At 70.7% G+C, this 20,987-nt stretch carries 17 protein-coding genes; 14 read left to right on the plus strand and 3 right to left on the minus strand.

The window, feature by feature from the left end:
- Positions 1-49: 49 nt before the first annotated feature.
- Positions 50-1,783, minus strand: a complete 1,734-nt coding sequence (locus IEZ13_RS20690; protein WP_183225820.1) for a proline--tRNA ligase — start codon at positions 1,781-1,783, stop codon at positions 50-52.
- Between the two features lie 171 nt (positions 1,784-1,954).
- Here IEZ13_RS20690 and IEZ13_RS20695 point away from each other — a divergent pair, with 171 nt between their 5' ends.
- The 12 genes from IEZ13_RS20695 (at position 1,955) to IEZ13_RS20750 (ending at position 16,858) form a co-directional block, all read left to right on the plus strand.
- A complete protein-coding gene (locus IEZ13_RS20695; RefSeq protein WP_183225819.1) occupies positions 1,955-2,854 on the plus strand; it encodes a sulfurtransferase in 900 nt (299 codons plus the stop codon).
- Positions 2,855-2,958: 104 nt separating this feature from the next.
- Positions 2,959-3,510, plus strand: coding sequence for an RNA polymerase sigma factor (locus IEZ13_RS20700; protein WP_203833961.1), 552 nt, complete (start codon positions 2,959-2,961; stop codon positions 3,508-3,510).
- A complete protein-coding gene (locus IEZ13_RS20705; RefSeq protein ID WP_183225817.1) occupies positions 3,507-4,340 on the plus strand; it encodes a cupin domain-containing protein in 834 nt (277 codons plus the stop codon). Before IEZ13_RS20700 ends, IEZ13_RS20705 begins: the two co-directional genes overlap by 4 nt.
- Positions 4,337-5,197, plus strand: coding sequence for an ABC transporter ATP-binding protein (locus tag IEZ13_RS20710; RefSeq protein ID WP_183225816.1), 861 nt, complete (start codon positions 4,337-4,339; stop codon positions 5,195-5,197). Before IEZ13_RS20705 ends, IEZ13_RS20710 begins: the two co-directional genes overlap by 4 nt.
- Complete coding sequence (locus IEZ13_RS20715) at positions 5,194-6,660, plus strand: hypothetical protein (RefSeq protein ID WP_183225815.1); 1,467 nt, start codon at positions 5,194-5,196, stop codon at positions 6,658-6,660. The genes IEZ13_RS20710 and IEZ13_RS20715 overlap by 4 nt, the downstream gene beginning before the upstream one ends.
- The gene (locus IEZ13_RS20720; RefSeq protein WP_183225814.1) at positions 6,657-7,307 is read left to right on the plus strand and encodes a hypothetical protein; all 651 of its coding nucleotides are present in this window, start codon (positions 6,657-6,659) and stop codon (positions 7,305-7,307) included. The genes IEZ13_RS20715 and IEZ13_RS20720 overlap by 4 nt, the downstream gene beginning before the upstream one ends.
- Before the next feature lie 114 nt (positions 7,308-7,421).
- Complete coding sequence (locus tag IEZ13_RS20725; RefSeq protein WP_183225813.1) at positions 7,422-9,176, plus strand: HSP90 family protein; 1,755 nt, start codon at positions 7,422-7,424, stop codon at positions 9,174-9,176.
- Positions 9,173-11,968, plus strand: coding sequence for a tetratricopeptide repeat protein (locus IEZ13_RS20730; protein WP_183225812.1), 2,796 nt, complete (start codon positions 9,173-9,175; stop codon positions 11,966-11,968). Before IEZ13_RS20725 ends, IEZ13_RS20730 begins: the two co-directional genes overlap by 4 nt.
- Before the next feature lie 43 nt (positions 11,969-12,011).
- Positions 12,012-12,617 carry a TetR/AcrR family transcriptional regulator gene (locus tag IEZ13_RS20735; RefSeq protein WP_183225811.1) on the plus strand — a complete coding sequence of 202 codons (606 nt, stop codon included), beginning with the start codon at positions 12,012-12,014 and terminating at the stop codon, positions 12,615-12,617.
- Between the two features lie 159 nt (positions 12,618-12,776).
- The gene (locus IEZ13_RS20740; RefSeq protein WP_183225810.1) at positions 12,777-13,706 is read left to right on the plus strand and encodes a hypothetical protein; all 930 of its coding nucleotides are present in this window, start codon (positions 12,777-12,779) and stop codon (positions 13,704-13,706) included.
- A 272-nt stretch (positions 13,707-13,978) separates the two neighbouring features.
- A complete protein-coding gene (locus IEZ13_RS20745) occupies positions 13,979-15,487 on the plus strand; it encodes a chaplin (RefSeq protein ID WP_183225809.1) in 1,509 nt (502 codons plus the stop codon).
- A 213-nt stretch (positions 15,488-15,700) separates the two neighbouring features.
- On the plus strand, positions 15,701-16,858 hold the full coding sequence (locus IEZ13_RS20750) for an acyl-CoA dehydrogenase family protein (protein ID WP_183225808.1): 1,158 nt from the start codon (positions 15,701-15,703) through the stop codon (positions 16,856-16,858).
- Between the two features lie 7 nt (positions 16,859-16,865).
- On the opposite strand, the gene IEZ13_RS20755 is transcribed toward IEZ13_RS20750, so the two are convergent.
- Positions 16,866-17,351, minus strand: coding sequence for a MarR family winged helix-turn-helix transcriptional regulator (locus IEZ13_RS20755; protein ID WP_183225807.1), 486 nt, complete (start codon positions 17,349-17,351; stop codon positions 16,866-16,868).
- 100 nt (positions 17,352-17,451) lie between these two features.
- Between IEZ13_RS20755 and IEZ13_RS20760 the strand changes: the two genes are divergently transcribed.
- Together IEZ13_RS20760 and IEZ13_RS20765 are read left to right on the plus strand one after the other, a co-directional pair.
- The gene (locus tag IEZ13_RS20760; protein WP_183225806.1) at positions 17,452-18,024 is read left to right on the plus strand and encodes a YceI family protein; all 573 of its coding nucleotides are present in this window, start codon (positions 17,452-17,454) and stop codon (positions 18,022-18,024) included.
- Between the two features lie 166 nt (positions 18,025-18,190).
- Positions 18,191-19,663 (plus strand): glutamate-cysteine ligase family protein, encoded by a 1,473-nt coding sequence (locus IEZ13_RS20765; RefSeq protein ID WP_183225805.1) that lies wholly within the window; start codon positions 18,191-18,193, stop codon positions 19,661-19,663.
- A gap of 2 nt (positions 19,664-19,665) precedes the next feature.
- Here IEZ13_RS20765 and IEZ13_RS20770 read toward each other — a convergent pair whose 3' ends face one another.
- Positions 19,666-20,850 (minus strand): Hansenula MRAKII killer toxin-resistant protein 1, encoded by a 1,185-nt coding sequence (locus tag IEZ13_RS20770; RefSeq protein WP_183225804.1) that lies wholly within the window; start codon positions 20,848-20,850, stop codon positions 19,666-19,668.
- Positions 20,851-20,987 lie beyond the last annotated feature (137 nt).

Raw genomic sequence — 20,987 nt, forward strand, 5'->3', positions numbered from 1 at the left:
GCGACCAGCCTCACCGTGCTACCACCCTTCCGCTGCCGGTATCTCACGGTTACCCGGCCTCCGCCGTGATCACACCCGCCACATCCGCAACGGGCACTTCCTGCCGCTCCTGGCTGCGCCGGTCGCGCACTTCCACGTACCCCTCCGAAAGACGGCGGCCGACCACGACGGACCGCGGGATGCCGATGAGCTCGGCATCGGTGAATTTGACGCCCGCCGACACGTTGGGCCGGTCGTCGACGAGCACCCGCAGCCCGGCGCGGGAGAGCGTGGCCCCGAGCATGAGGGCCGCTTCGACCTGGCCGTCCTTGCCGGCCGCGACGATGTGCACGTCGGCCGGGGCGATCGCGGCGGGCCAGACCAGGCCCCGATCGTCGTGGTGCTGCTCGGCGATCGCCGCCACCGCCCGGGACAGGCCGATGCCGTAGCAGCCCATGGTGGGCCGCACCGGTTTGCCGTCGGCGCCCAGCACGTCGACCTTGAACGCGTCGGTGTAGCGCCGGCCGAGCTGGAAGATGTGGCCGATCTCGATGCCCCGGCGCATGGTCAGCCTGCCGTCGTCGCAGGCCGGGCAGGGATCACCGGGCCGCACCTCGGCCGCCTCGATGACGCCGTCCGGCGTGAAGTCGCGGCCCGCCACCACATCGGTCGCGTGCTTGCCGGGCTGATTGGCGCCGGTCAGCCAAGCCGTGCCGATCGCGACGCGGGGATCGGCCAGATACCGGATCTTGATGCCCTGCGGGCCGATGTAGCCCTTGACCAGGTCGGGCCGTGACGCGAAGTCGTCGAAGAGGGTCGCGGTGGCCGGCGCCAGGACGGCGTTGAGCCGCTTGAGATCGACGTCACGGTCGCCGGGCAGGCCGATCGCCAGCAGCTCCGGCTCGCGGCCCGGGTGCTGGACGGTGACCACCACGTTCTTCAACGTGTCGGCGGCCGTCCAGTCGGTGCGCCCACCGAGCGCCCGCTCGTTGGCCAGATCGACCAGCGAGGCGATCGTCGGCGTATCGGGGGTGTCGTGCACCGCCATGGCCGGGGCGGCCGGCTGTCGCACGGTGGGCGCCGGAGTGGTCACGGCCTCGGTGTTGGCCGCGTAATCGCACGCGGTGCAGCCGACGTAGGTGTCCTCCCCGACCTCGGCCGCGGCCAGGAACTCCTCGGACGCCGAGCCGCCCATCGCGCCGGAGGTGGCCGCGACGACCGTGTGCTCCAACCCGAGCCGGTTGAAGATCCGCTGATAGGCGGCGCGCATCCGCTCGTACGCCTCCGCGAGCCCGGCGTCGGTGAGGTCGAACGAATAGGCGTCCTTCATCAGGAACTCGCGACCGCGCAGCAGACCACCACGGGGACGGGCCTCGTCCCGGAACTTGGTCTGGAGCTGGAACAGGATCAGTGGAAAGTCCCGATACGACACGGTCATCTCCTGCACCAGCAGGGTGACCATCTCCTCGTGGGTGGGCGCCAGCAGATGGTCGGCCCCACGCCGGTCCTTGAGGGTGAAGATGTCGTCGCCGTACTCCGTCCAGCGGCCACTGGTCTCGTAGGGCTCGCGGGGCAGCAGCGCGGGGAACGAGACCTCCTGTCCGCCGGCCGCGAACATCTCCTCCTGGACCACGGCGGTGACGCGGTCCAGAACGAGCTTGCCGAGTGGCAGCCAGGTGTAGCCGCCCGGAGCGGCGCGACGGACGAACCCGGCGCGCACGAGGAGGCGGTGACTCGGCACCTCCGCGTCCGCCGGCTCCTCACGCAGGGTCTTGAGCAGCAAGGTGGACATCCGAAGCAGCATGCAGGCGAGCTTAGGGACCGGGTACGACGAAAACATCCGGTTATCTCGCTGTCACCGGTATCACGTTGCGTTGGTCCCCCGCACGTGGCGGTGGCGAGCGGTGACAACCGTGCCGTCACGGCCGCGCCAAGCCCGCACGATCAGGCAGCAACAGGCGCTAGCGTGACAGGCATGTCCGTACCGAACGATCCGGCGCAGGCGCTGCAGGCCTACGCGCATCCCGACAAACTGGTCACCACCGAGTGGCTCGCCGCGAATCTGGACACCCCCGGCCTGGTCGTCGTCGAGTCGGACGAGGACGTGCTGCTCTACGACACCGGCCACATCCCCGGCGCGGTCAAGGTCGACTGGCACCTGGAGCTGAACGACCAGGTCAGCCGGGACTACCTGGACCCGGCGGCCTTCGCGGCCCTCTGTGCGGCCAAGGGCATCGGCCGTGACGACACGATCGTCTTCTACGGCGACAACTTCAACTGGTGGGCGGCGTACGCGCTGTGGGTCTTCGGCCTGTTCGGCCACCGCGACGTGCGGCTGCTCGACGGCGGCCGGCAGAAGTGGGTGGCCGAGGGCCGTCCGGTGACCCGCGAGAAGACCGTCCGCCCGGCCGCCGACTACCCGGTTCCGGTGCGTAACGACTCCGAGATCCGCGCTTTCCGTGACCAGGTGATGGGGCACATCGCCAGTGGGCGGCCGCTGGTCGACGTGCGCTCCCCCCAGGAGTACACCGGCGAGCTGACCCACATGGAGGCGTACCCCCAGGAGGGCGCTCTGCGTGGCGGCCACATCCCGGGCGCGGTGAGCAAGCCGTGGAAGTCCGCGGCCAACGACGACGGCACGTTCAAGTCGCACGACGACCTCATCAAGATCTATCGCGACGAGCTGGGCCTGGAGTCGGCGGACGACATCATCGCCTACTGCCGGATCGGCGAGCGGTCCAGCCACACCTGGTTCGTGCTGCGGCACCTGCTGGGCTACCCGCAGGTGCGCAACTACGACGGCTCCTGGACCGAGTGGGGAAACCTGGTCCGAGCGCCGATCGCCAAGGGTCCGGAGCCCGGCGGCCTCAGCTGATCCATCCCGAAACGGCGCTGCCCGATGGCGGCGCCGTTTTCTCGTGAACCGAATCCGGGGCCATCGGCGATAGTCCAGATGTGCGACGGAGAAGATTTCGGCCGGTGCCCCCGGTCAGCGAGCAGAGCAGTGACGCTGACCTGCTGCGCGCCATCGCCGCCGGGCAGACCGCGGCGCTGCGCCTGCTCCACCACCGGCATGCCGGCTGGCTGCGCGCCCGGCTGCGCCGGCGCTGCGCGGACCCCGACGTGGTCGATGCCGCGATCCAGGACACCTTCGTCGCGGTCTGGAAAGACGCTCAACGGTACGAGGAGGAGCGCGCCGACGCGGCCGCCTGGCTCTGGACCATTGCGGTCCGTCGGCTGGTCTCGGCCCTACGTGGCCCGGCGCACCGCTGGCTGAGCAGCCTGTCCGGCGAGCTGCCCGACGTGGGCACCACACCTTCGGCCGAGGAGCTGGTGCTGCTCGGTGTCGAGCACGGCGCCCTGGGCCCGGCTCTGGACCGGTTGTCCCCCGAGCTGCGCCACCTGATCGAGGCCACCGCGCTGGACGGGCTCACCGTCCGCGAGGCGGCGAAGCTGCTCGGCATTCCGGAGGGCACCGCCAAGACCCGGCTGATGCGGGCCCGGAGCAGATTGAGGGAGCTGCTGACATGAGCGAGTGGCATCTGGACCCGGAGCTTTTCGAGCAGTATGAGCAGGGCGTTCTCAATCCGAGCCGGGTCATGGCGGTGGAGGCGCACATGTCGGCCTGCGCCACGTGCCGCGGCCGGGTTCCGGTCGACATCACCTGGCTGACCGGCAACTGGTCGATCGTCTTCGACAACATCCACGCGCCGCAGGCCGGTCCCGTCCAGCGGTTGCTGACCCGGGTGGGCCTGCCCGAGCACCGGTTTCGGCTGCTCACCGCGACCCCGGCGCTGCGCTGGTCGTGGCTGATCGCCACGCTGTCGGTCGTCGTCCTCGCGGTGATCGCGGCCTCGCTGTCCGCGGTCGGCGAGACCGGCGGGGCGAGCCGGTTGTTCCTGGTCCTCGCCCCGGTCCTGCCGGTGGTCGCGGTCTCCGGCGCCTACGGTTCGGGCATCGACCCGATGCACGAGATCACCGGGACCACACCGTCGGCCGGTCCGGCCCTGGTGCTGTGGCGGGCGATCTCGGTGATCGGCGCCGCCACGGCGCTGGCCGGCGTCGCCGGGCTCCTGCTGCCCGGTCCGGGGTGGTATGCGGCTGCCTGGCTGCTGCCCGCGTTGCTGCTCTGCACCGGCACGCTCGCGCTGGCCACGGCCTGGTCGCTGCAGGCCGCGGCGGCCGCGCTCGGCGGCCTCTGGCTCACCGGGGTGTCCTGGGTGCTCGGCGTCCGGTCCGAGGTCTTCATCCCGTTGGTGTTCGGCCCGATCGCGCAGTTCGTCTACCTCGCCGCGGCGGCCGCCGCCGTGGCCGTCCTGATTCGGCGGCGACGCCACTTCGACCTGGGGGAGAGCCGATGACCACGGTCACCGTGCAGGGAGTGTCCAAACACTACGGATCGCTGACCGCGCTCGACGGCGTCGACCTGGAGATCGGGGTCGGCGTGACCGGCCTGCTGGGGCCGAACGGCGCGGGCAAGAGCACCCTGCTGCGCTGTCTGGCCACCGCGCTCGGCCCGGACAGCGGTTCGATCCGGGTGCGCGGGCTCGATCCGGCAGTGCCCGCACAGCGCACCGAGGTGCGGCGCCGGATCGGTTATCTCCCGCAGAATCCGGGTCTGTATCCCAACTTCACGGCGTACGACCTGCTCGACTACGTCGCCGTGCTGAAGGAGGTCACCGACACGCGGCAGCGCCGCGCCGAGGTCCGGCGGGTGCTCGACGAGGTCGAGCTCACCGACCGGGCGAAGACGAAGGTGCGCAAGCTCTCCGGCGGCATGCGGCAGCGGCTCGGCCTCGCCCAGGCGCTGCTCGGCGACCCGGAGCTGTTGATCCTGGACGAGCCGACGGTCGGCCTCGACCCCGAGCAGCGGATGCTCTTTCGCGCACTGATCTCCCGCATCGGCGAGTGCCGCACCGTGCTGCTCTCGACGCACCAGACCGAGGACGTCGGGGCGCTCTGCGAGCGGGTCGTGGTGATGAGCGGTGGCCGGGTGGTCTTCGAGGGCAGCCCTCGCGAGCTGGCCGGCGTCGCCGACGGGCAGGTGTGGCTGTCCGAGTCGCCACCGCAGGGAAACACGGCGTATTGGCGCAATGCGGATGGGCTCTACCGGACCGTCGGGCAGCAGCCGGACGGCGCCGAGGCGACCCGGCCGTCCATCGAGGACGGATACCTCATGCTGCTGGGCCGAGCGGCGATCGCCGAGGTGGTCCGGTGACGATCACCGTCGAGCGGACCGGGCACCCGATCCCGTCCCCGCGGGTGGCGACCATCGCGCTGGCCCGGGCCGAGGCTCGCCGGGTCTGGCGCAGCCCCTTCCTCTGGACCGGGCTGGTGCTGTCCATCGTCTCGGGCCTGGCCTGGTCCTGGACCCGGCTGCCGACCTGGGAGACATTCCACGAGAACAGCGGCATGGCCGCCGTGGTGCTGGCCACCGCATTGCTGATCGCCGCTCAGTTGGCGGTCGCCCGCGACCACCGGGCCCAGGCCGTGGAGACCATGCGCACCATGCCCACCGGTCGCGGCCGACGCAGTCTCGGGCAGCTCGCGGTGGTGCCGATCGCGGCCCTTGCCGGGCTCGTTCTCTATGCGGCGATCCTGCTGCTCCTACTGCCGACCTGGCCGGTCGGGCGATTCGAGCCCTGGGCGGCCGTCGTGGTGGCCGTCATCCCACCGATCGGGGCGGCGATCGGTTTGGTGGCCGGCCGGCTCCTACCCGCCGCCGTGACCGGGCCGCTCGCCGTGGTCGCCATCTTCCTGGCCCTCTCGGTGCCGTTCGTCTTCGTGAGCAGCTCGGACCTCAGCTTCTGGCCGGTCACCTTCGTCGAGTGGGACTTCGGATACCGCTACCCACACGGATGGCATCTGCTCTACCTCGCCGGCCTGCTGGTGTCGGTCGTCGCGCTGGCGTCCTGGCCGGCCGCCCGCCGGGCGTCGGCGGTGATCGCGGTCGTATCCGTGATGTTCGCTGGGTACGCCGTCCGGCACGAGGCGGCGATCACCCCCGACTTCGTCGACACGGAGGCGGCGCTGCAACGGACCGCTCCGGAAATGCTCGACTGCCGGGTTCATGCCGAGGTGCGTTACTGCGCCCTGCCCGGACATGCGCCGTGGATCGAGTACTGGCGAGACGCCGTCGAGCCGGTCGCGTCCCTTCTCCCACCGGGCGCCCGGCGCCCCTCCATCCGGCAGATCGCCACCATGGACGACATGAAGCCGATGACTCCCGGCTATCCCGAAATGATCATCTCGGACAGCTGGGGGCGGATCGGAGGCTGGGCCGAGGACTCACGGCGCCGGATGACCCGCGACTACGTGTCGACCAGCATCGGGATCCTCACCCGGGAGCCCACGGCGTGGCTCACCTGCGACGCGTCGGGCCAGCACCGGACGGTCGTCGGCCTGTGGATGCTGGACCGGGCCGCACCGGGCGAAGGATGGACGTTGCCCCGGACGCGGTACGGGCAGGCCGAGATCCAGGCCGCGGAGAGCCTGCTGGCCATGCCACAGGACAGGGTGGCAAGTTACCTCGCCGAGCACTGGTCCGAGGTCCTCGACCCGTCATCGACCGCGCTGGCCGGGCTCGGCGTGACCCTTGACCCGCCGCCGATCCCCACCGAGCCGCCGGCCTCGCCGGCCGACGGCACGATGGCCCCGGACGACCGTGGGGTCTGCACGTGACCCGGCCACTGACCCTGCACCTGATCCGGGCTGTGCCGTGGTGGCCCTTCGCCGTGGCGGTGCTGCTGGCCGTCGTGGCTCAGCTTCCGGTGCTCCTGAAGGATCCGCCACCCGCCATGATCGTGATCGACCTGCGGATCGCGGCGGCCGTGCTCGGCGCCGCGGCGGGGTTCGCGTTGCCGGATCTGATGGCGTCCACAGTGATCAGTCCGCTGCCGCGCTGGCGGCGGCAGTGGTTGCGGATCGCCCTGCTGCTGGTGCCGTCCGTCCTGGTCTGGGGCCTGCTCTACCTCGCCGTCCGGAATGCGGCCGGCCCGGCCGTGACCTGGTCGCACGGGTTCGTGATCCTCCAGGCGGCGGTGTGCGGGCTGTTGCCGGTAGCGGCCGCCGCGGTCGGTGCCCGCTACCGGGACGACGCGGCCGGTGCGCTCCTCGGGCCCATCGTGCAGGGGGTCGTCCTGGTGGTGAGCCTGTTCTTCACCGATCGCGGCTCGCCCTGGTCGCTCCCGATGGACGGGGTGTGGACGACGGCCCAGCGCTGCTGGCCGATTGCCCTGGCGCTGGTCGTGGTCACGCTCCTGGTCGCCAACCGGGAGACGCCGGCGACGCCTTACCTGACGGCTCGGCGGGCGGGTGCGAAGCGCTGATCGCGACGGTGGATCGTGCCGGAGCCCGGTCCAACGGGGGCCGTCGCGATCAGCGCGACTCACCGAGCGATATCGGTCTGATTTTGTCGTAGGTAACCGGTACCGTGCCGCACCGTGAGCAACACGTTCCAGGTCGACCTGCGGGGCATCGTCGATCTGCTCAGTCATCACCTCTACGCGAGCCCCCGCGTGTATGTTCGGGAGCTGCTGCAGAACGCCGTGGACGCGATCACGGCGATCGGCCCCGGGCACGACGGGGTGGTGACGATCGCCTCCTCGGACACCACCGGCGACGGCACCCTGCGGATCGACGACAACGGCATCGGCCTCACCGAGGCGCAGGTCCACGAGTTGCTCGCCACCATCGGCCGCAGCTCGAAGCGCGACGAGCTGGGCTTCGCCCGGCACGAGTTCCTCGGCCAGTTCGGCATCGGCCTGCTCTCCTGCTTCCTGGTCGCCGACGAGATCCGGGTGCACACCCGCAGGGAGGGCGCTGCCCCGGTGCTCTGGACCGGCTACTCGGACGGCCGTTACGCGGTTCGTGCCGGTGACGACCGCGAGCCGGGCACCACGGTCACCCTGCTGCCCCGCCGCGGTGCCGAGCACTTCCTGACCGGTTCGACGGTGGCCGACCTCGCCACCACCTACGGCTCCCTGCTCCCGGTCGCCGTGTCGGTCGACGGCCGCGCGGTCACCACCGGCACCGTGCCCTGGGAGCTGCCGCCCGAGTCGCGTCTGGCGTACGCGCAGCGCACTCTCGGGTTCCGCCCGTTCGACGTGATCGAGCTGAACGTGCCGTCCGCCGGGCTCACCGGCGCCGCGTTCGTGCTGCCCACCCCGGTCAACCCGGCAAGCCGCGGCGGTCACCGGGTCTACCTGAAGCGGATGCTGCTCTCCGAGAGCATCGAGGGCCTGCTGCCCGAGTGGGCCTTCTTCGCCCGCTGCGTGGTCGACAGCACCGAGCTGCGGCCGACCGCGAGCCGGGAGGCGCTCTACGACGACGGCATGCTCGCCGAGACCCGGGAGGCGATCGCCGACCAGCTCCGCGGCTGGCTGGTGCGGTTGTCGGCGACCGATCCGCGACGTCTCGCCGAGTTCCTGAGCATTCACCACCTCGGCGTGAAGGCACTGGCCCTGCACGACGACGAGATGCTGCGCCTGGTCGAGCAGTGGTACCCGATGCAGACCAACATGGGTGAGGTCACCCTCGCCGAGTTCCGGGCCCGGCACGGTGTCCTGCGGTACGCCGCCACCGCCGACGAGTTCCGGCAGCTCGCGGGTGTCGCCGCGGCCCAGGAGGTGGGCCTGATCAACGGCGGGTATGTGTACGACGCCGAGCTGATCCAGCGCCTCGCCGCCACCGATCCGGAGGTCCGTGCCGAGCGGCTCGACCCGACCGATCTGACCACCCGCTTCACCGGCCTGGACGCGGAGACCGAGCTGTTGCTGCGACCGTTCCTGGCGGCCGCCCAGCGCCGGCTCGACCGGCTCGGCTGCGAGGTCGTGGTGCGCGCCTTCGACCCGGTCACCATGCCCGCGCTGTACCTGGTGAGCCGTGCCGCGGCCTTCCACGACGAGTTCACCGCGGGCCGGGATCAGGCCGACGACCTGTGGGGCGGGGTGCTGGACGCGCTCTCCCGTACCGTGCCGGCCGACCGGCCGCAGTTGGTCCTCAACCACCGCAACCCGCTGATCCGCCGGATCGCCGCACTGGGTGACGCCGAACTCGCCGGCCTGGCCGTCGAGTCGTTGTATGGGCAGGCGCTCCTGCTCGGCCACCACCCGATCCGCCCGGCCGACGCCGCACTGCTCACCACGTCGTTCCTCGGCCTGCTGGACCGGGCCGTCCCCGGGGAGGAGACCCGATGAAGACCGCCCAGGAGCTGTGGGAGCTGCTCGACGAGGCACAGCACCTGCCGTATGGTGCCGCGCAGATCGCCTTGGTGGAGCAGGTTCTCCGGCACGTCGACACGACCGACGACCCGGCGCTGCGGTTCTATGCGCGGCTTTTCGCGACCACCGCGTACATCTACGGCGGCGAGCCGGTGAAGGCGTTCCCGACCTTCTCCTGGTGTGTGGCGGATTTCGATCGCAACCCGGGGCCGCACCACCAGCGCTGGATGCACAACCTGCTGTGGCTGTTCAAGAACATGGTCAACTCCCTGACCAAGTTCCCGGAGGTGCCGCTGGAGCGCACCTACGCGGTGCTCGACGACATGGAGCGGCGATACCGGGAATCCGGCCACGGCATGCAGGCGGTCTACAAGCACCGGTACCTGGTGGCGCAGCATGTCGGGCGGACCGGCGAGGTGGCGGAGTGGTTCGAGAAGTGGCAGGCCGCGCCCCGCGACACACTCTCCGACTGTGCCGGCTGCGACCCGACCACCCTGGTCAACCACCTGGCCGACCAGGAGAGGTACGAGGAGGCTGCCGAACTGGCCGGCCCGGTGCTCGCCGGTGACCTGTCCTGTTCCGAGCAGCCGCAGAGCATCCTCAGCGAGCTGATGCCGGTCTACCTGCGGACCGGCCGGCTGCGGGAGGCCGCCGACGCGCACCGCCGGTCGTACATGATCGAGCGGAACAACCTGGCCGACCTGTGGGGTGTCGGCGACCACATCCGGTTCTGCGCGCGCACCGGTAACGAGCACCGTGGCCTGGAGATCCTCCAACGGCATGTCGACTGGCTGGATCAGGCGCCGTCACCGGCCGCCGCCATGAACTTCGCGGCGTCCGCGGTTCTGCTGCTGCGCCGGCTCGTCGAGCTCGGCCACGGTGACACGCTGATCCGCCGGGCCGGCCGGGCGGATGTCACCGCTTCGGCACTGGCCGGTGAACTGGAGACGTTCACCCTCGAGACGGCGGCCCGGTTCGACGCCCGCAACGGCACCCGGCACCAGAGCGGCCTGATGGTCGAGGTGATGGAGTCGAAACCGTACGGTGTCAACGTTCCGCTCTCCCCGACCGCGCGCCGCCCGGTGTCGCCGGAGACGGAGATCGTGGCACCGGAGCCCCCGCGAGTCGTGACGCCCCCGGTGGAGGTGCCGGAGACGGCGACGCCCGCGGAGCTGATCGACCTGGCCGAGAAGCACTGGCAGGAGGACCGCGAGGACGCGCTCCGGACCGTGCTGGCGGCCTTCGGCGCCCGGTTCGAGGTGCCCGCCGATCCGGCGCTGGCCGCCCGCCTGTGGCTGCTGCGCGGTTTCGCGGCACCGGACGACGACGGCGCGGCGACCAGGTCCGCCTGGGAGCGGGCCGCCGAGCTGTTCACCGAGGCCGGGGACACGGGCGAGGCCGGTATGACGCGGGCCCGGCTGGCCGTGCAGAAGGCCTGGACCGACGAGCCGACCGACGAGTTGCTGGCTGTGGTGGAGGCGAATGCCGCCCACCACGACGCCCACGGCGACGCGCGCAGCCGGGCGAGCGCCTGGGTTCGTCTGTCCCAAATGTACCGACTCTTGCAGCGGATGGACGAGGCGAACGAGGCCGGTGACCGATCGGACCGCTTCGCCGAGGAGATCGGTGACCCGAGGCGGGTGGCGTACCACGCGATGATCCGGGCGCAGAACCGTGCGCTGGCCGACCGGAGCGAGGAGGCCGGCACGGCCGCCCGGCTGGCGTGGGAGTTCTACCGGGCGCACGGTCCGGCCCGGGCCGCCGCAGAGGCGGCCGTGCTCGTCGGTCAGCTCAGCGAGTCACCGGAGGAGACGGTGGCCGTGCTCAGCGAGGCGCTCGCGGTCGGTGTGCCCGGCGCCGAGCTGCCGTCCCGCCTGCACCGGGCGCGCGCCCTGATGAACCTGGACCGCCCGGACGAGGCGATCGACGACTACGTCGAGGTGGTCGCGCTGGTCGCGGCCGGCGGCGACGGCGACGGCGGTGGCGTCTTCGTCCGGCACGAGCTGGCGCAGGCGTACAAGCAGGCCGGCCGTCCGGCGGAGGCGGCCGAGGTGGCCGAGGAGGCGCTGCTCGGTTTCGACCGGCTGGGCGCCGAGGAGCCGGCCCTCGACACCCGGTTCCTGCTGGCAGCGATCTACCGCGACCTCGACGACAGCAGCCGGGCGCTCCAGCTTTACCGCGACCTGATCGAGCGGTTGGAGGGCAATCCGGCGGGCCGGGGCCAGGTCGGTGAGCAGGCCGGTCAGCTGCTGTACGACCTGGACCGCGACAGCGAGGCCGCGCTGACCTTCCGGGCCGCGGCCGTTGCGCTGCACGAGGCCGGCGACCTGGTCGCCGAGCTGCGGGTGCTGCGCCGCCGGCTGATGGCGCTCAACTACGCCGACGAGGTGCCGGAGGCCGAGGAGGTCATCCGGTTCGCCGAGCGACGGTACGCGGAGCTGCCCGCCGAGCTGGCCGCGCAGCCGGGTGTGGTCTGGGGCCGGTCCACCTTCGCCTTCGAGGTGGGCAACCTGCTGATGCGCCGGGGCCGCTATGCCGAGGCGCTGCCCCACCTGCGGGGCGCGGTCGAGCCGTTGCGCGGTATCGGCGCGGTGGACGACGCCGACCGGCTGGAGGGCATGCTGGCCGAGGCGCTGCTGCGTTCCGGGTCACCCGGGGAGGCCGAGCGGGTGCTTGATGAGCTGTTGAAGCGGATGAGTCCGGAATCGCCCACCCGGGAGCTGGCCACCGACCTGTACGCCGAGGCGCGGGCGGCCGTCCAGGGCTGAACGACCGTTCAGTGCGGACTTGACATCGGGTTACAGTTGCGAGGTGACGACGGTAGATCAGCGGCACCGGACCACCCCACCGGCGCCTCGGCGGCGGTCGCGCCGCGACGAGATTCTGGAAATCGCGGTGGGCCTGTTCGCCTCTCGTGGCTATCACGGCGTGTCGATGGACGACATCGGTTCCGCTGCCGGCGTCACCGGCCCGGCTCTGTACCACCACTTCGCGGGCAAGGAGGCGATGCTGGTCGCCGCCCTGATCCCGGTCAGTGAAAGCCTGTTGCAGGGCGGCCAGGAGCGCGTCGCCCGGCATCCGGACGACGCGGAGGCCGCCCTCGCCGATCTGATCGACTTCCACGTCGACTTCGCTCTGGCCAACCCCGCGGTGATCGCTCTGCATCTGCACGAGCTGGACCGGCTGCCGGAGGATCCGCGCCGGCAGATCCGCAAGCTGCAACGGCTCTATGTGGAGGAGTGGGTGGCCGTGCTGTCCCGGGTCCGCCCCGAACTCCCCGCGCCCGAGGCCCGGGTGCTGGCTCACGCGGCGTTCGGTCTGATGAACTCCACACCGTTCCTCGGCGGCGAGGTGGACCGGGTGCGCCGCGCCGCTTTGCTGCGTGACGCGACGATCCACGCACTGACCGGACACTAAGGACAAGTGTGATTTTCGTTGCTTTTTCTTGCGATCATTTTTCCGATTTGTCCGCGTGACTTCCGGCTCGCTCCCGTCGTTACCAATACCGAGTGGCCAATACCGCCTGTTTCTAGTGAACAGGGCTAATCGGTCACCGTGACGACGAGGGGTGAAGCCATGGCGGGCTGGGGGGTCGAGCGCGACGAGCGCGCGACGAGCCGGTCTCTGCCGGGCACCCTTGGCGGCTCCCCGCTCATGCCGTCCCACAGCCAGGGGGCGGAGCGGCGGACGGAGCGCCGCGCGGGCCGCACCGGATCCCGGTGGATCCTGCGTGCATTCGTCGTCGGAGGCCTGGCCGGAGCGGCCTGGCTGCTCACCGGATCCGCCGCACACGCCGCGGACCACGATGACCTGCTCGGGTCCGCGTTGTCCGAGGTAGCGACGGTGGCCGGGAACGAACCCACGGTCGGCGAACTCCTTGAAGCGGCCGTCCGGCCGCTGGAGACGTCCATGCCGGTGGAGGCGATCGACGAGATCGTGGACGAGGTGACCGCGATCGACGGCGAGCCCGTCGGCGCGTCGCTGCGAACGGCGGCCGCTTCCCCGCGTGCCAGCGGTGGAACGGTGGACGACCGGGCGCAGAACGAACCGGTTCCGGTGGGGTCTCCGCCGGAACCGCCGGTGGCCGCTGCGGCCCCGGTGACCGTCGTCGACGTCACAGCCGCCGTGCCGGATACGAAACGGCCGGAGAAACCGGTCGTCGTGCGTACCGGAAAGGCGAAGCCGAAACAGGCCAAAGCCGCGGCCGGTAAGGCCAGGGCACAGTTCAAGTCCCACGTTCAACGGCGCATCCCGGCCGCCCGGCCGGCGCCGGAGACCGCCCGTGACGAGGTGCCCGATGACGGGCCCACGCCGCGGGGCATGAACCTCGGGGCAGTCAGCGGCATCCCGGCCAGCGGCTCGGGATCGTCTCCGGAGGCCGGCTCGGTAGCCGTCCTTCCGGCCCGGCTCGCGAACGGCGCGGTGGCGAACCACCAGCTGCCGGTAGTGGCCGATGTCGAGGCCCGGCGGAACGACGCCGAGGCACCGACCGTCTCGCCTGACTAGTGACGGCGTTCCGCCAACCCTCCACCGGCGCTTCGTAGGGCGTCCGGACAGCGATTCCTGAACCGTTTGCGCACAAGCGGCGAATCGTCAAGGACTTGAGGGCATCACCTTCACCGCTATCGAAGCGTCACCTCAGGGCGCGTGTCGACAGGCGGAGTCAGGGCTTGGAAATAGTGCCAGGGCACCGCTGCGCCCAAAAACCGTGGTTCCGGACCAGACAAATGAATACGCGGAAACAATGCTGACCATTTGCGAAAGGCAAATCTTTTCTGATGAAGAAGACTTGGGTTCGTAAGACTCTGAGTGTCGGCGTCCTGGCCGCCGGTGCCCTCCTGCTGGCCCCGGCCGCGGTCGCCCAGGCCGACGTCGACCAGGCAACCTTCAACAACTTCGGCGCGGCCAACGGCACCCAGGTCGCCATGCCGATCACCGTGCCGGTCAACCTGGTCGGCAACTCGGTGGGCGCCCTCGGCTCGGCGCAGGCGGTCGGGGCCGGCGCCAACAAGGTCGAGAACGCCGGTGGCCGGACCAAGCAGCGCTCGTTCAACAACTACGGCGCTCTGAACGGCACGCAGGTGGCCGTGCCGGTCAACGTGCCGGTCAACGTGACCGGCAACGCCGCCGCCGTGGCCGGCCATGCGACCGCCAAGGGCGTCAGCGCCAACCAGGTGGAGTCCGCCCGGACCCCCGAGAACATCTGGGGCGGCGGTCCCGGCGGCGGCAGCAGCCCGGACCAGTTGAGCTACAACAACTACGGCGCCCTGAACGGCAACCAGGTGTCCGTGCCGATCAACATCCCGATCAACGCGTGCGGCAACGCCCTCGCGCTGATCGGTAGCGCGACCGCGAACGGTATCTGCGCGAACCAGATCGGCCCGACCTACCGCATGGCCCACCCGCAGGAGAGCAAGAAGGCCGGCAAGCGCACCGAGAGCGCCACCGCTGCCGGGGGCGGCTCCGGCGACCAGGTCACCACCGGTAACTACGGTCTCCTGAACGGCAACCAGGTGTCCGTGCCGATCAACATCCCGATCAACGCGTGCGGCAACGCGATCGGCGTTCTCGGCTTCGCGAGCGCGAACGGCATCTGCGCCAACTCGATCGGCGGTGGCCAGCCGATCAGCTTCGACCGGGGCAACGGTCACCCGGGCGGCGGCCAGAACCCCGGTGGCGGCTTCCCGGGCGGCGGCTTCCCCGGCGGCGGTGTTCTTCCCGGTGGCGGCGGCGTCCTCCCCGGCGGCGTTCTCCCCGGCGACGACTACCCGGGCGGCTTCTACCCCGGTGACCTCGACGAGGGCCCGGACTACGGGATCCTGCCGGTGCACAACTACGTGCCGTACTACCCGGTTCCGGACTACATCCTCGACGACTGCGACGAGTTCCTGGGCGACCTCGGCCCGGACGGCCCGCGGGACTACTACCCCGGCGACCGGGAGCCGCGGTTCCGGGGCAACGGCATCGTCAAGGGCGACGGCAACCAGTGGGCGCCGGGCGACGACATCCGCGGTGACCAGGGCGTCAAGGGCCCCAAGGGTGTCAAGGGCGGCAAGGCCAACGCCGGGTACGACAAGGGCGGCAACCGCGGCGACGACTTCCCGGCCGACACGAAGGACGACTTCGAGAACCCGGCCGACGACAACGACGTCAGCCCGGACAAGTACGGCAAGGGCAACGGTGGCCGGGAGAACGAGAACTCCCCGGTCTCCGCGCTGACCAAGGACCTGGGCGGCGTCGGCTCGGGCAACTTCGGCGGCCTCGACCTGCTCGACACCCTGCGCTGACCGCACGCGGTGGGAGGCTGGGTTGCGCCGGTCCCGGGCGCGACCCGCATCGGCAAGTGACGCCGATGACCGCCGGCGCTACTCCACAGCGCCGGTAGCAGTGAAACGGACGGGAGTCTCCGCAACCCGGGGACTCCCGTTCGTCGTTGCCGCCCCCCGAACGGTGAGATAACCTAACGTCCGTTAAGCCTAACGAGCGTTAAGGATGGGGCAATGGTCGACTTCCGGCTCGGTGATGAGTATGCGGAGTTGCGCGACAGTGTGCGGCAGTTCGCGCGGGAGCAGATCGCGCCGGTGATCGCCGAGCACTACGAGAACAAGACCTTCCCGTACGAGATCGTGCGCCAGATGGGAAAGATGGGCCTTTTCGGTCTGCCCTTCCCGGAGGAGCACGGCGGGATGGGCGGCGACTACTTCGCGCTCTGCCTGGCTCTGGAGGAACTGGCCAGGGTCGACAGCTCGGTCGCCGTCACCCTGGAGGCCGCCGTCTCGCTGGGCGCCATGCCGATCTTCCGGTACGGCACCGACGAGCAGAAGAAGCAGTGGCTCCCCCGGCTGACCAGTGGTGAGGCGCTCGCCGCCTTCGGCCTGACCGAGCCGGGCACCGGGTCGGACGCGGCCGGCACCACCACCCGGGCGGTGCTCGACGAGAGCACCGGCGAATGGGTGATCAACGGGACCAAGGCGTTCATCACGAACTCCGGCACCGATATCACCTGCCTGGTCACGGTGATGGCGGTGACCGGCACCAACCCGGACGGCAGCAAGGAGCTGTCGACCATCATCGTCCCGTCCGGCACCCCCGGGTTCACGGTGGCGCCGGGCTACTCGAAGGTCGGCTGGTGCGCGTCGGACACCCATGAGCTGTCCTTCGACGAGGTCCGGGTGCCGGCCGCCAACCTGCTCGGCGAACGTGGCCGTGGCCTGGCCCAGTTCCTGCGCATCCTCGACGAGGGCCGGATCGCGATCGCCGCGCTCTCGGTCGGCCTGGCCCAGGGCTGCGTCGACGAGTCGGTGACGTACGCCGGGAACCGCACCGCCTTTGGCCGGCCGATCGGCGCCAACCAGGCCGTCCAGTTCCTGATCGCGGACATGGACATGCGCGCCCACGTGGCCCGGCTCGGCTACTACGACGCCGCCGCCCGGATGCTCGCCGGCGAGGAGTTCAAGCGGTACGCCGCGATCGCCAAGCTGAACGCCAGCAACGCCGCCATGGAGAACAGCCGGTACGCCACCCAGGTGCACGGCGGCTACGGATTCATGAACGAGTCCGCGGTCGGCCGGTTCTACCGCGACGCCAAGATCCTCGAAGTCGGCGAGGGCACCTCCGAGGTGCAGCGCATGCTCATCGCGCGGGGCCTCGGACTGTAGTGACCGATCAGGCGGGCAGCGCGGACTCCGTGCTGCCCGCCGTCGCGCACGGGTTGACCGCGTCCCGGACCGTGCGCAGCGAATCCAGCAGTTGGGTCAGCTGCTCCTCGGGAAGCAACCCGACATACCACCGCTGAACCAGCTCCAGATGACCCGGCAGGACCTCGGTGAGCCGCTGCATGCCCTCGTCGGTGATGACCGCGTAGGAGCTGCGCCGGTCGCTCGGGCACGCCTCACGGCGGACCAGCCCGCTGCGCTCCATCCGGTCGACGACCCGGGTGACACCGCTGGTGGAGAGGGTGGTCTGCCCGGCCAGATCGGTCATCCGCAGGTGATTGCCGGGGGACCGGGCCAGCCTCATCAGCACCTCGAACTCCACCGGGGAGAGGCGGTGCTCCTCGAACTGCGCGGCCAGCCGGTTCATCAGGCCCGTATAGGCCTCCGCGAGCAGCCCGACTGCGGTGAGGCGTGGGTCGTCCAGGTCCGTGTTCACGCTTCGACTCTAGCAGGCACTTGACAGGAGGAATATTGCGGCGCATATAGTTGCTCCGTCAGACAAGCATCCGGACCGAGCTTCGAGAGAAGGCAGTGTCATGACCGTCAGCACCCGTGAGTTCGAAGGTCTCCAGATTCCCGCCGCCGGCACCTACGAGCTGGACGCGGCGCACAAGCGGGTCGGCTTCGTGGTGAAGCACCTCATGGTGAGCAAGGTCCGCGGCCAGTTCGCCGAGGCGACCGCCACCGTCACAGTGGCGGAGAACCCGCTGGAGTCCTCGGTCGTCGCCTCCATCAAGACCGGCAGCGTCGAGACCGGCCAGGTCGACCGGGACAACCACCTGCGTACCGGTGACTTCTTCGAGGCCGAGAAGTACCCGACGATGGAGTACCGCAGCACCGGCGTGAAGTCGCACGCGGGCGCCGAGTTCGTCCTCGACGGCGAGCTCACCATCAAGGGCATCACCCGGCCGGTCGAGCTGGTCGTCGAGTTCGAGGGCGCCACCACCAGCCCGTACGGGCAGCATCTCTTCGGGTTCAGCGCGCACACCGAGATCGACCGGGAGGACTGGGGTCTGACCTACAACATGGCCCTGGAGACCGGTGGCGTGATGATCGGCAAGAAGGTCAAGATCGAGATCGAGGGTGAGGCCATCCTGCAGCAGGGCTGACCGTCCTCATCGGAGAGCGCCGTCCGGTTCCGGGCGGCGTTCTCCGTGTATCCGGATGTCTGGCGGTCGTCCGCGAGGGATGGCAGGGTGAACCGAACGCAGTCGTTCGTTCACAGAGCGGTGATCGATATCCGTTTCGTCCCCGGCCGTCCCGGGAGGGCAGCACATGGGCAAGGAACTGGTGACCGCCGTCTTCTCGCCGCATGATCGGGTGCTGTTCCGGCGGAGGGTCCGCCGTGGCCTCGACGCGCTGACCGGGATGCTCGAGGAAGGCCGGATCGAGGCCGGCGACCGGACCACCGGCCTGGAGATCGAGATCAACCTGGTCGACGCGGAGGCCGCCCCCGCCATGCGCAACGCCGAGGTCCTGGCCGACCTGGCCGATCCCCGCTTCCAGTTGGAGCTGGGCCGGTTCAACCTCGAGCTGAACGTGCCACCCCGGTCGCTGGCCGGCGACGGGCTCGGCGACTACGAGCGGGAGATCCTGCAAGCCCTGCGTGCGGCCGGCGACTCCGCCCGCAAACGGGAGACCCGGCTCATCCTGATCGGGATGCTGCCCACCCTCACCGCCGGCCAGCTGGTGCTCGGCGACATCTCCGACCACGAGCGGTTCCGCGCGCTGGACGCCGAGATCGCGGGCGCCCGCGGTGACGCCTTCCGGATCGACATTCAGGGCCCGGAGCGACTGCGGACCAGCAGCGACACCATCGCCCCGGAGGGTGCCTGCACGAGCGCGCAGTTCCACCTGCGGGTCGCCCCGGCCGACTTCGCCCGGTACTGGAACGCGTCCCAGGCGATCGCCGGAGTTCAGCTGGCGCTCGGCGCCAACGCCCCGTTCCTCTACCGGCGGCGGCTCTGGGCGGAGACCCGGATCCCGTTCTTCGAGCAGGCCACCGATCCGCGCCCGGACGAGTTCGCGGCCCAGGGCGTACGACCGCGGGTCTGGTTCGGTGACCGGTGGATCGATTCGATCCTCGATCTGTACGAGGAGAACGTCCGCTACTTCCCACCGCTGCTGCCGGAACTCGGTGAGGAGGACCCGGTCGCCGTCCTGGCCGCCGGCGGCATCCCCGAACTGCCCGAGTTGCGCCTGCACAACGGCACCGTCTACCGCTGGAATCGGCCGGTCTACGACGTCACCGGCGGCCGTCCGCACCTGCGGGTGGAGAACCGGGTCCTGCCGTCCGGCCCCACCGTGGCGGACATGCTGGCCAACGCGGCGTTCTACTTCGGACTCGTCCGGCAGCTCGCCGAGGAGGATCCGCCGCTCTGGACGTGCCTGGACTTCGCGGCGGCCGAGGCCGGCTTCCGGACCGGAGCACGGGACGGGATCGAGGCCCGGCTGTTCTGGCCTGGCTTCGGCGAGGTGCCGGTGACCGATCTGGTGCGCGACGTGCTGCTTCCCCGCGCCCATTCCGGTCTGGACCGGTACGGGGTGCACCCGGCGCATCGTGACCGGTTCCTCGGCATCATCGAGGACCGCTGCCGGACCCGGCGCAACGGCGCCGCCTGGCAGTGCGAGACGGTCCGTACCGTCCAGGAGCGCGGCCTGGACCGCGCGGTGGCGCTGCGCGAGATGACGCAGCGGTACCTCGAATTCCAGCGCACCAACGAGCCGGTGCACACCTGGCCGATCTGAGGCTATTTGCCGGGCTTCTTGGGGTCGTCCGGGTTGATCCGGGCCACCGTCGGGCTGGCCGGCGGCGGGGTGATCGTGGACCGCGGGGCGGTGTCGCCGTTGCCGTTGCGGCGCTTGGCCGGGGTGCGGCCGCTCGGGCGGGACGCCTCGGCGATCTCCGGGTCGGCCGGGGCCGGCTTGGCGTCCGGCTTGGCGTCCGGCTTGGCGTCGGTCTTGGCGGAAGGCGCCGCCTTCGCCGGCGCGGGTGCGGTCACCCGGCCGGTCGCCTTGGCCGGCTTCGCCGGGGCGCTTTCCGTCTTCGGGACGGGGACGGGAGTGAGACGACCGCGCCGGCCTGTCACCAGGGCCACGGTGAGCGCGGATCCGGCCAGGCCGGCGAGGACGGCGTACGGAGCGATGAGGTACGCCGACTGCAGCGGCCCCATCGCCTCGGTCAACAGTGGCGCCAGGGTGAGGAACGAGAAGGCGACCAGCAGCGGCCCGACCGCGCCGGAGATCGCGGTACCCAGCCCCAGTTCGCCCCTCAGCGCCGCCGGGCCGGCCGCGACCAGGCCGATGACGAATGCCGCGACCAGGGTCAGCAGGGCACTCGGCCAGTAGATCCCGCCGTAGCGGACGGGACTCACCGACTCGGCGAACTGCCAGCTGGTCAGGTAGGTGGCGAAGTCCCGCCCGGTGACGAGCTCGGCCACCACGCCGGTGATGGCCAGTGTCCACAGCCACAGCGCGGTGCCGATCAGGTTGGCCGCGACCGGGGTGGACGACACCGCCCAGAACGCGACCACGAGGCCGGCCAGCAGACCGGCGAGTGCATACCCACTGGCGACCAGTTGGGGGGAGAGGGTGTCGGCGCGGACCGCGGACCGGGCCGGTAGCGCGACCAGCACGACCGACACCAGCGCGCCGACCGCCGAGGCCGCCGCCAGCGCGAACCGCCAGAGCGCCCGCCACCGGCCGGGCCGTTCGGCTCGCAGCCGGCCGGCGATGACCGCGCCGAGCACCGTGGCGCTCGCCGTGATCCAGGTCGCCCAGCCGAGGCTGCCCAGCCAGACGCTGTCGGCGTCGGAGAGGGTGACCGGCCAGGTGATGACACCCAGGCCGTAGCCCAGACCCAGTTGAGCGGCCCCGGTCCCGGCCGCGATGCCGGCCGCGGTGGCAGCCTGTGTTGTCCAGCCATTCTCGGCCATGCCGGGCACTGTACTGGTCTCCGCCGATGTCTGGGAAATGGTCACCGATCGTCGGCACTCGGCCGCTTTACGGCTGGTGGAAACCACAACCAGGCCGCAAGATTCGATACCTTGACGCTGCGACTAGCGCGGATGTA

Origin of the sequence: Actinoplanes campanulatus (assembly GCF_014647795.1) — a bacterium.
Taxonomy (GTDB): Bacteria; Actinomycetota; Actinomycetes; order Mycobacteriales; family Micromonosporaceae; genus Actinoplanes; species Actinoplanes campanulatus.

Coding starts and splice junctions, on each gene's coding strand:
- IEZ13_RS20740 (WP_183225810.1), top strand. CDS start 12,777: ATGGCGGGCTGGGGGGTCGAGCGCGACGAGCGCGCGACGAGCCGGTCT.
- IEZ13_RS20745 (WP_183225809.1), top strand. CDS start 13,979: ATGAAGAAGACTTGGGTTCGTAAGACTCTGAGTGTCGGCGTCCTGGCC.
- IEZ13_RS20750 (WP_183225808.1), top strand. CDS start 15,701: ATGGTCGACTTCCGGCTCGGTGATGAGTATGCGGAGTTGCGCGACAGT.
- IEZ13_RS20690 (WP_183225820.1), bottom strand. CDS start 1,783: ATGCTGCTTCGGATGTCCACCTTGCTGCTCAAGACCCTGCGTGAGGAG.
- IEZ13_RS20695 (WP_183225819.1), top strand. CDS start 1,955: ATGTCCGTACCGAACGATCCGGCGCAGGCGCTGCAGGCCTACGCGCAT.
- IEZ13_RS20710 (WP_183225816.1), top strand. CDS start 4,337: ATGACCACGGTCACCGTGCAGGGAGTGTCCAAACACTACGGATCGCTG.
- IEZ13_RS20705 (WP_183225817.1), top strand. CDS start 3,507: ATGAGCGAGTGGCATCTGGACCCGGAGCTTTTCGAGCAGTATGAGCAG.
- IEZ13_RS20730 (WP_183225812.1), top strand. CDS start 9,173: ATGAAGACCGCCCAGGAGCTGTGGGAGCTGCTCGACGAGGCACAGCAC.
- IEZ13_RS20760 (WP_183225806.1), top strand. CDS start 17,452: ATGACCGTCAGCACCCGTGAGTTCGAAGGTCTCCAGATTCCCGCCGCC.
- IEZ13_RS20770 (WP_183225804.1), bottom strand. CDS start 20,850: ATGGCCGAGAATGGCTGGACAACACAGGCTGCCACCGCGGCCGGCATC.
- IEZ13_RS20765 (WP_183225805.1), top strand. CDS start 18,191: ATGGGCAAGGAACTGGTGACCGCCGTCTTCTCGCCGCATGATCGGGTG.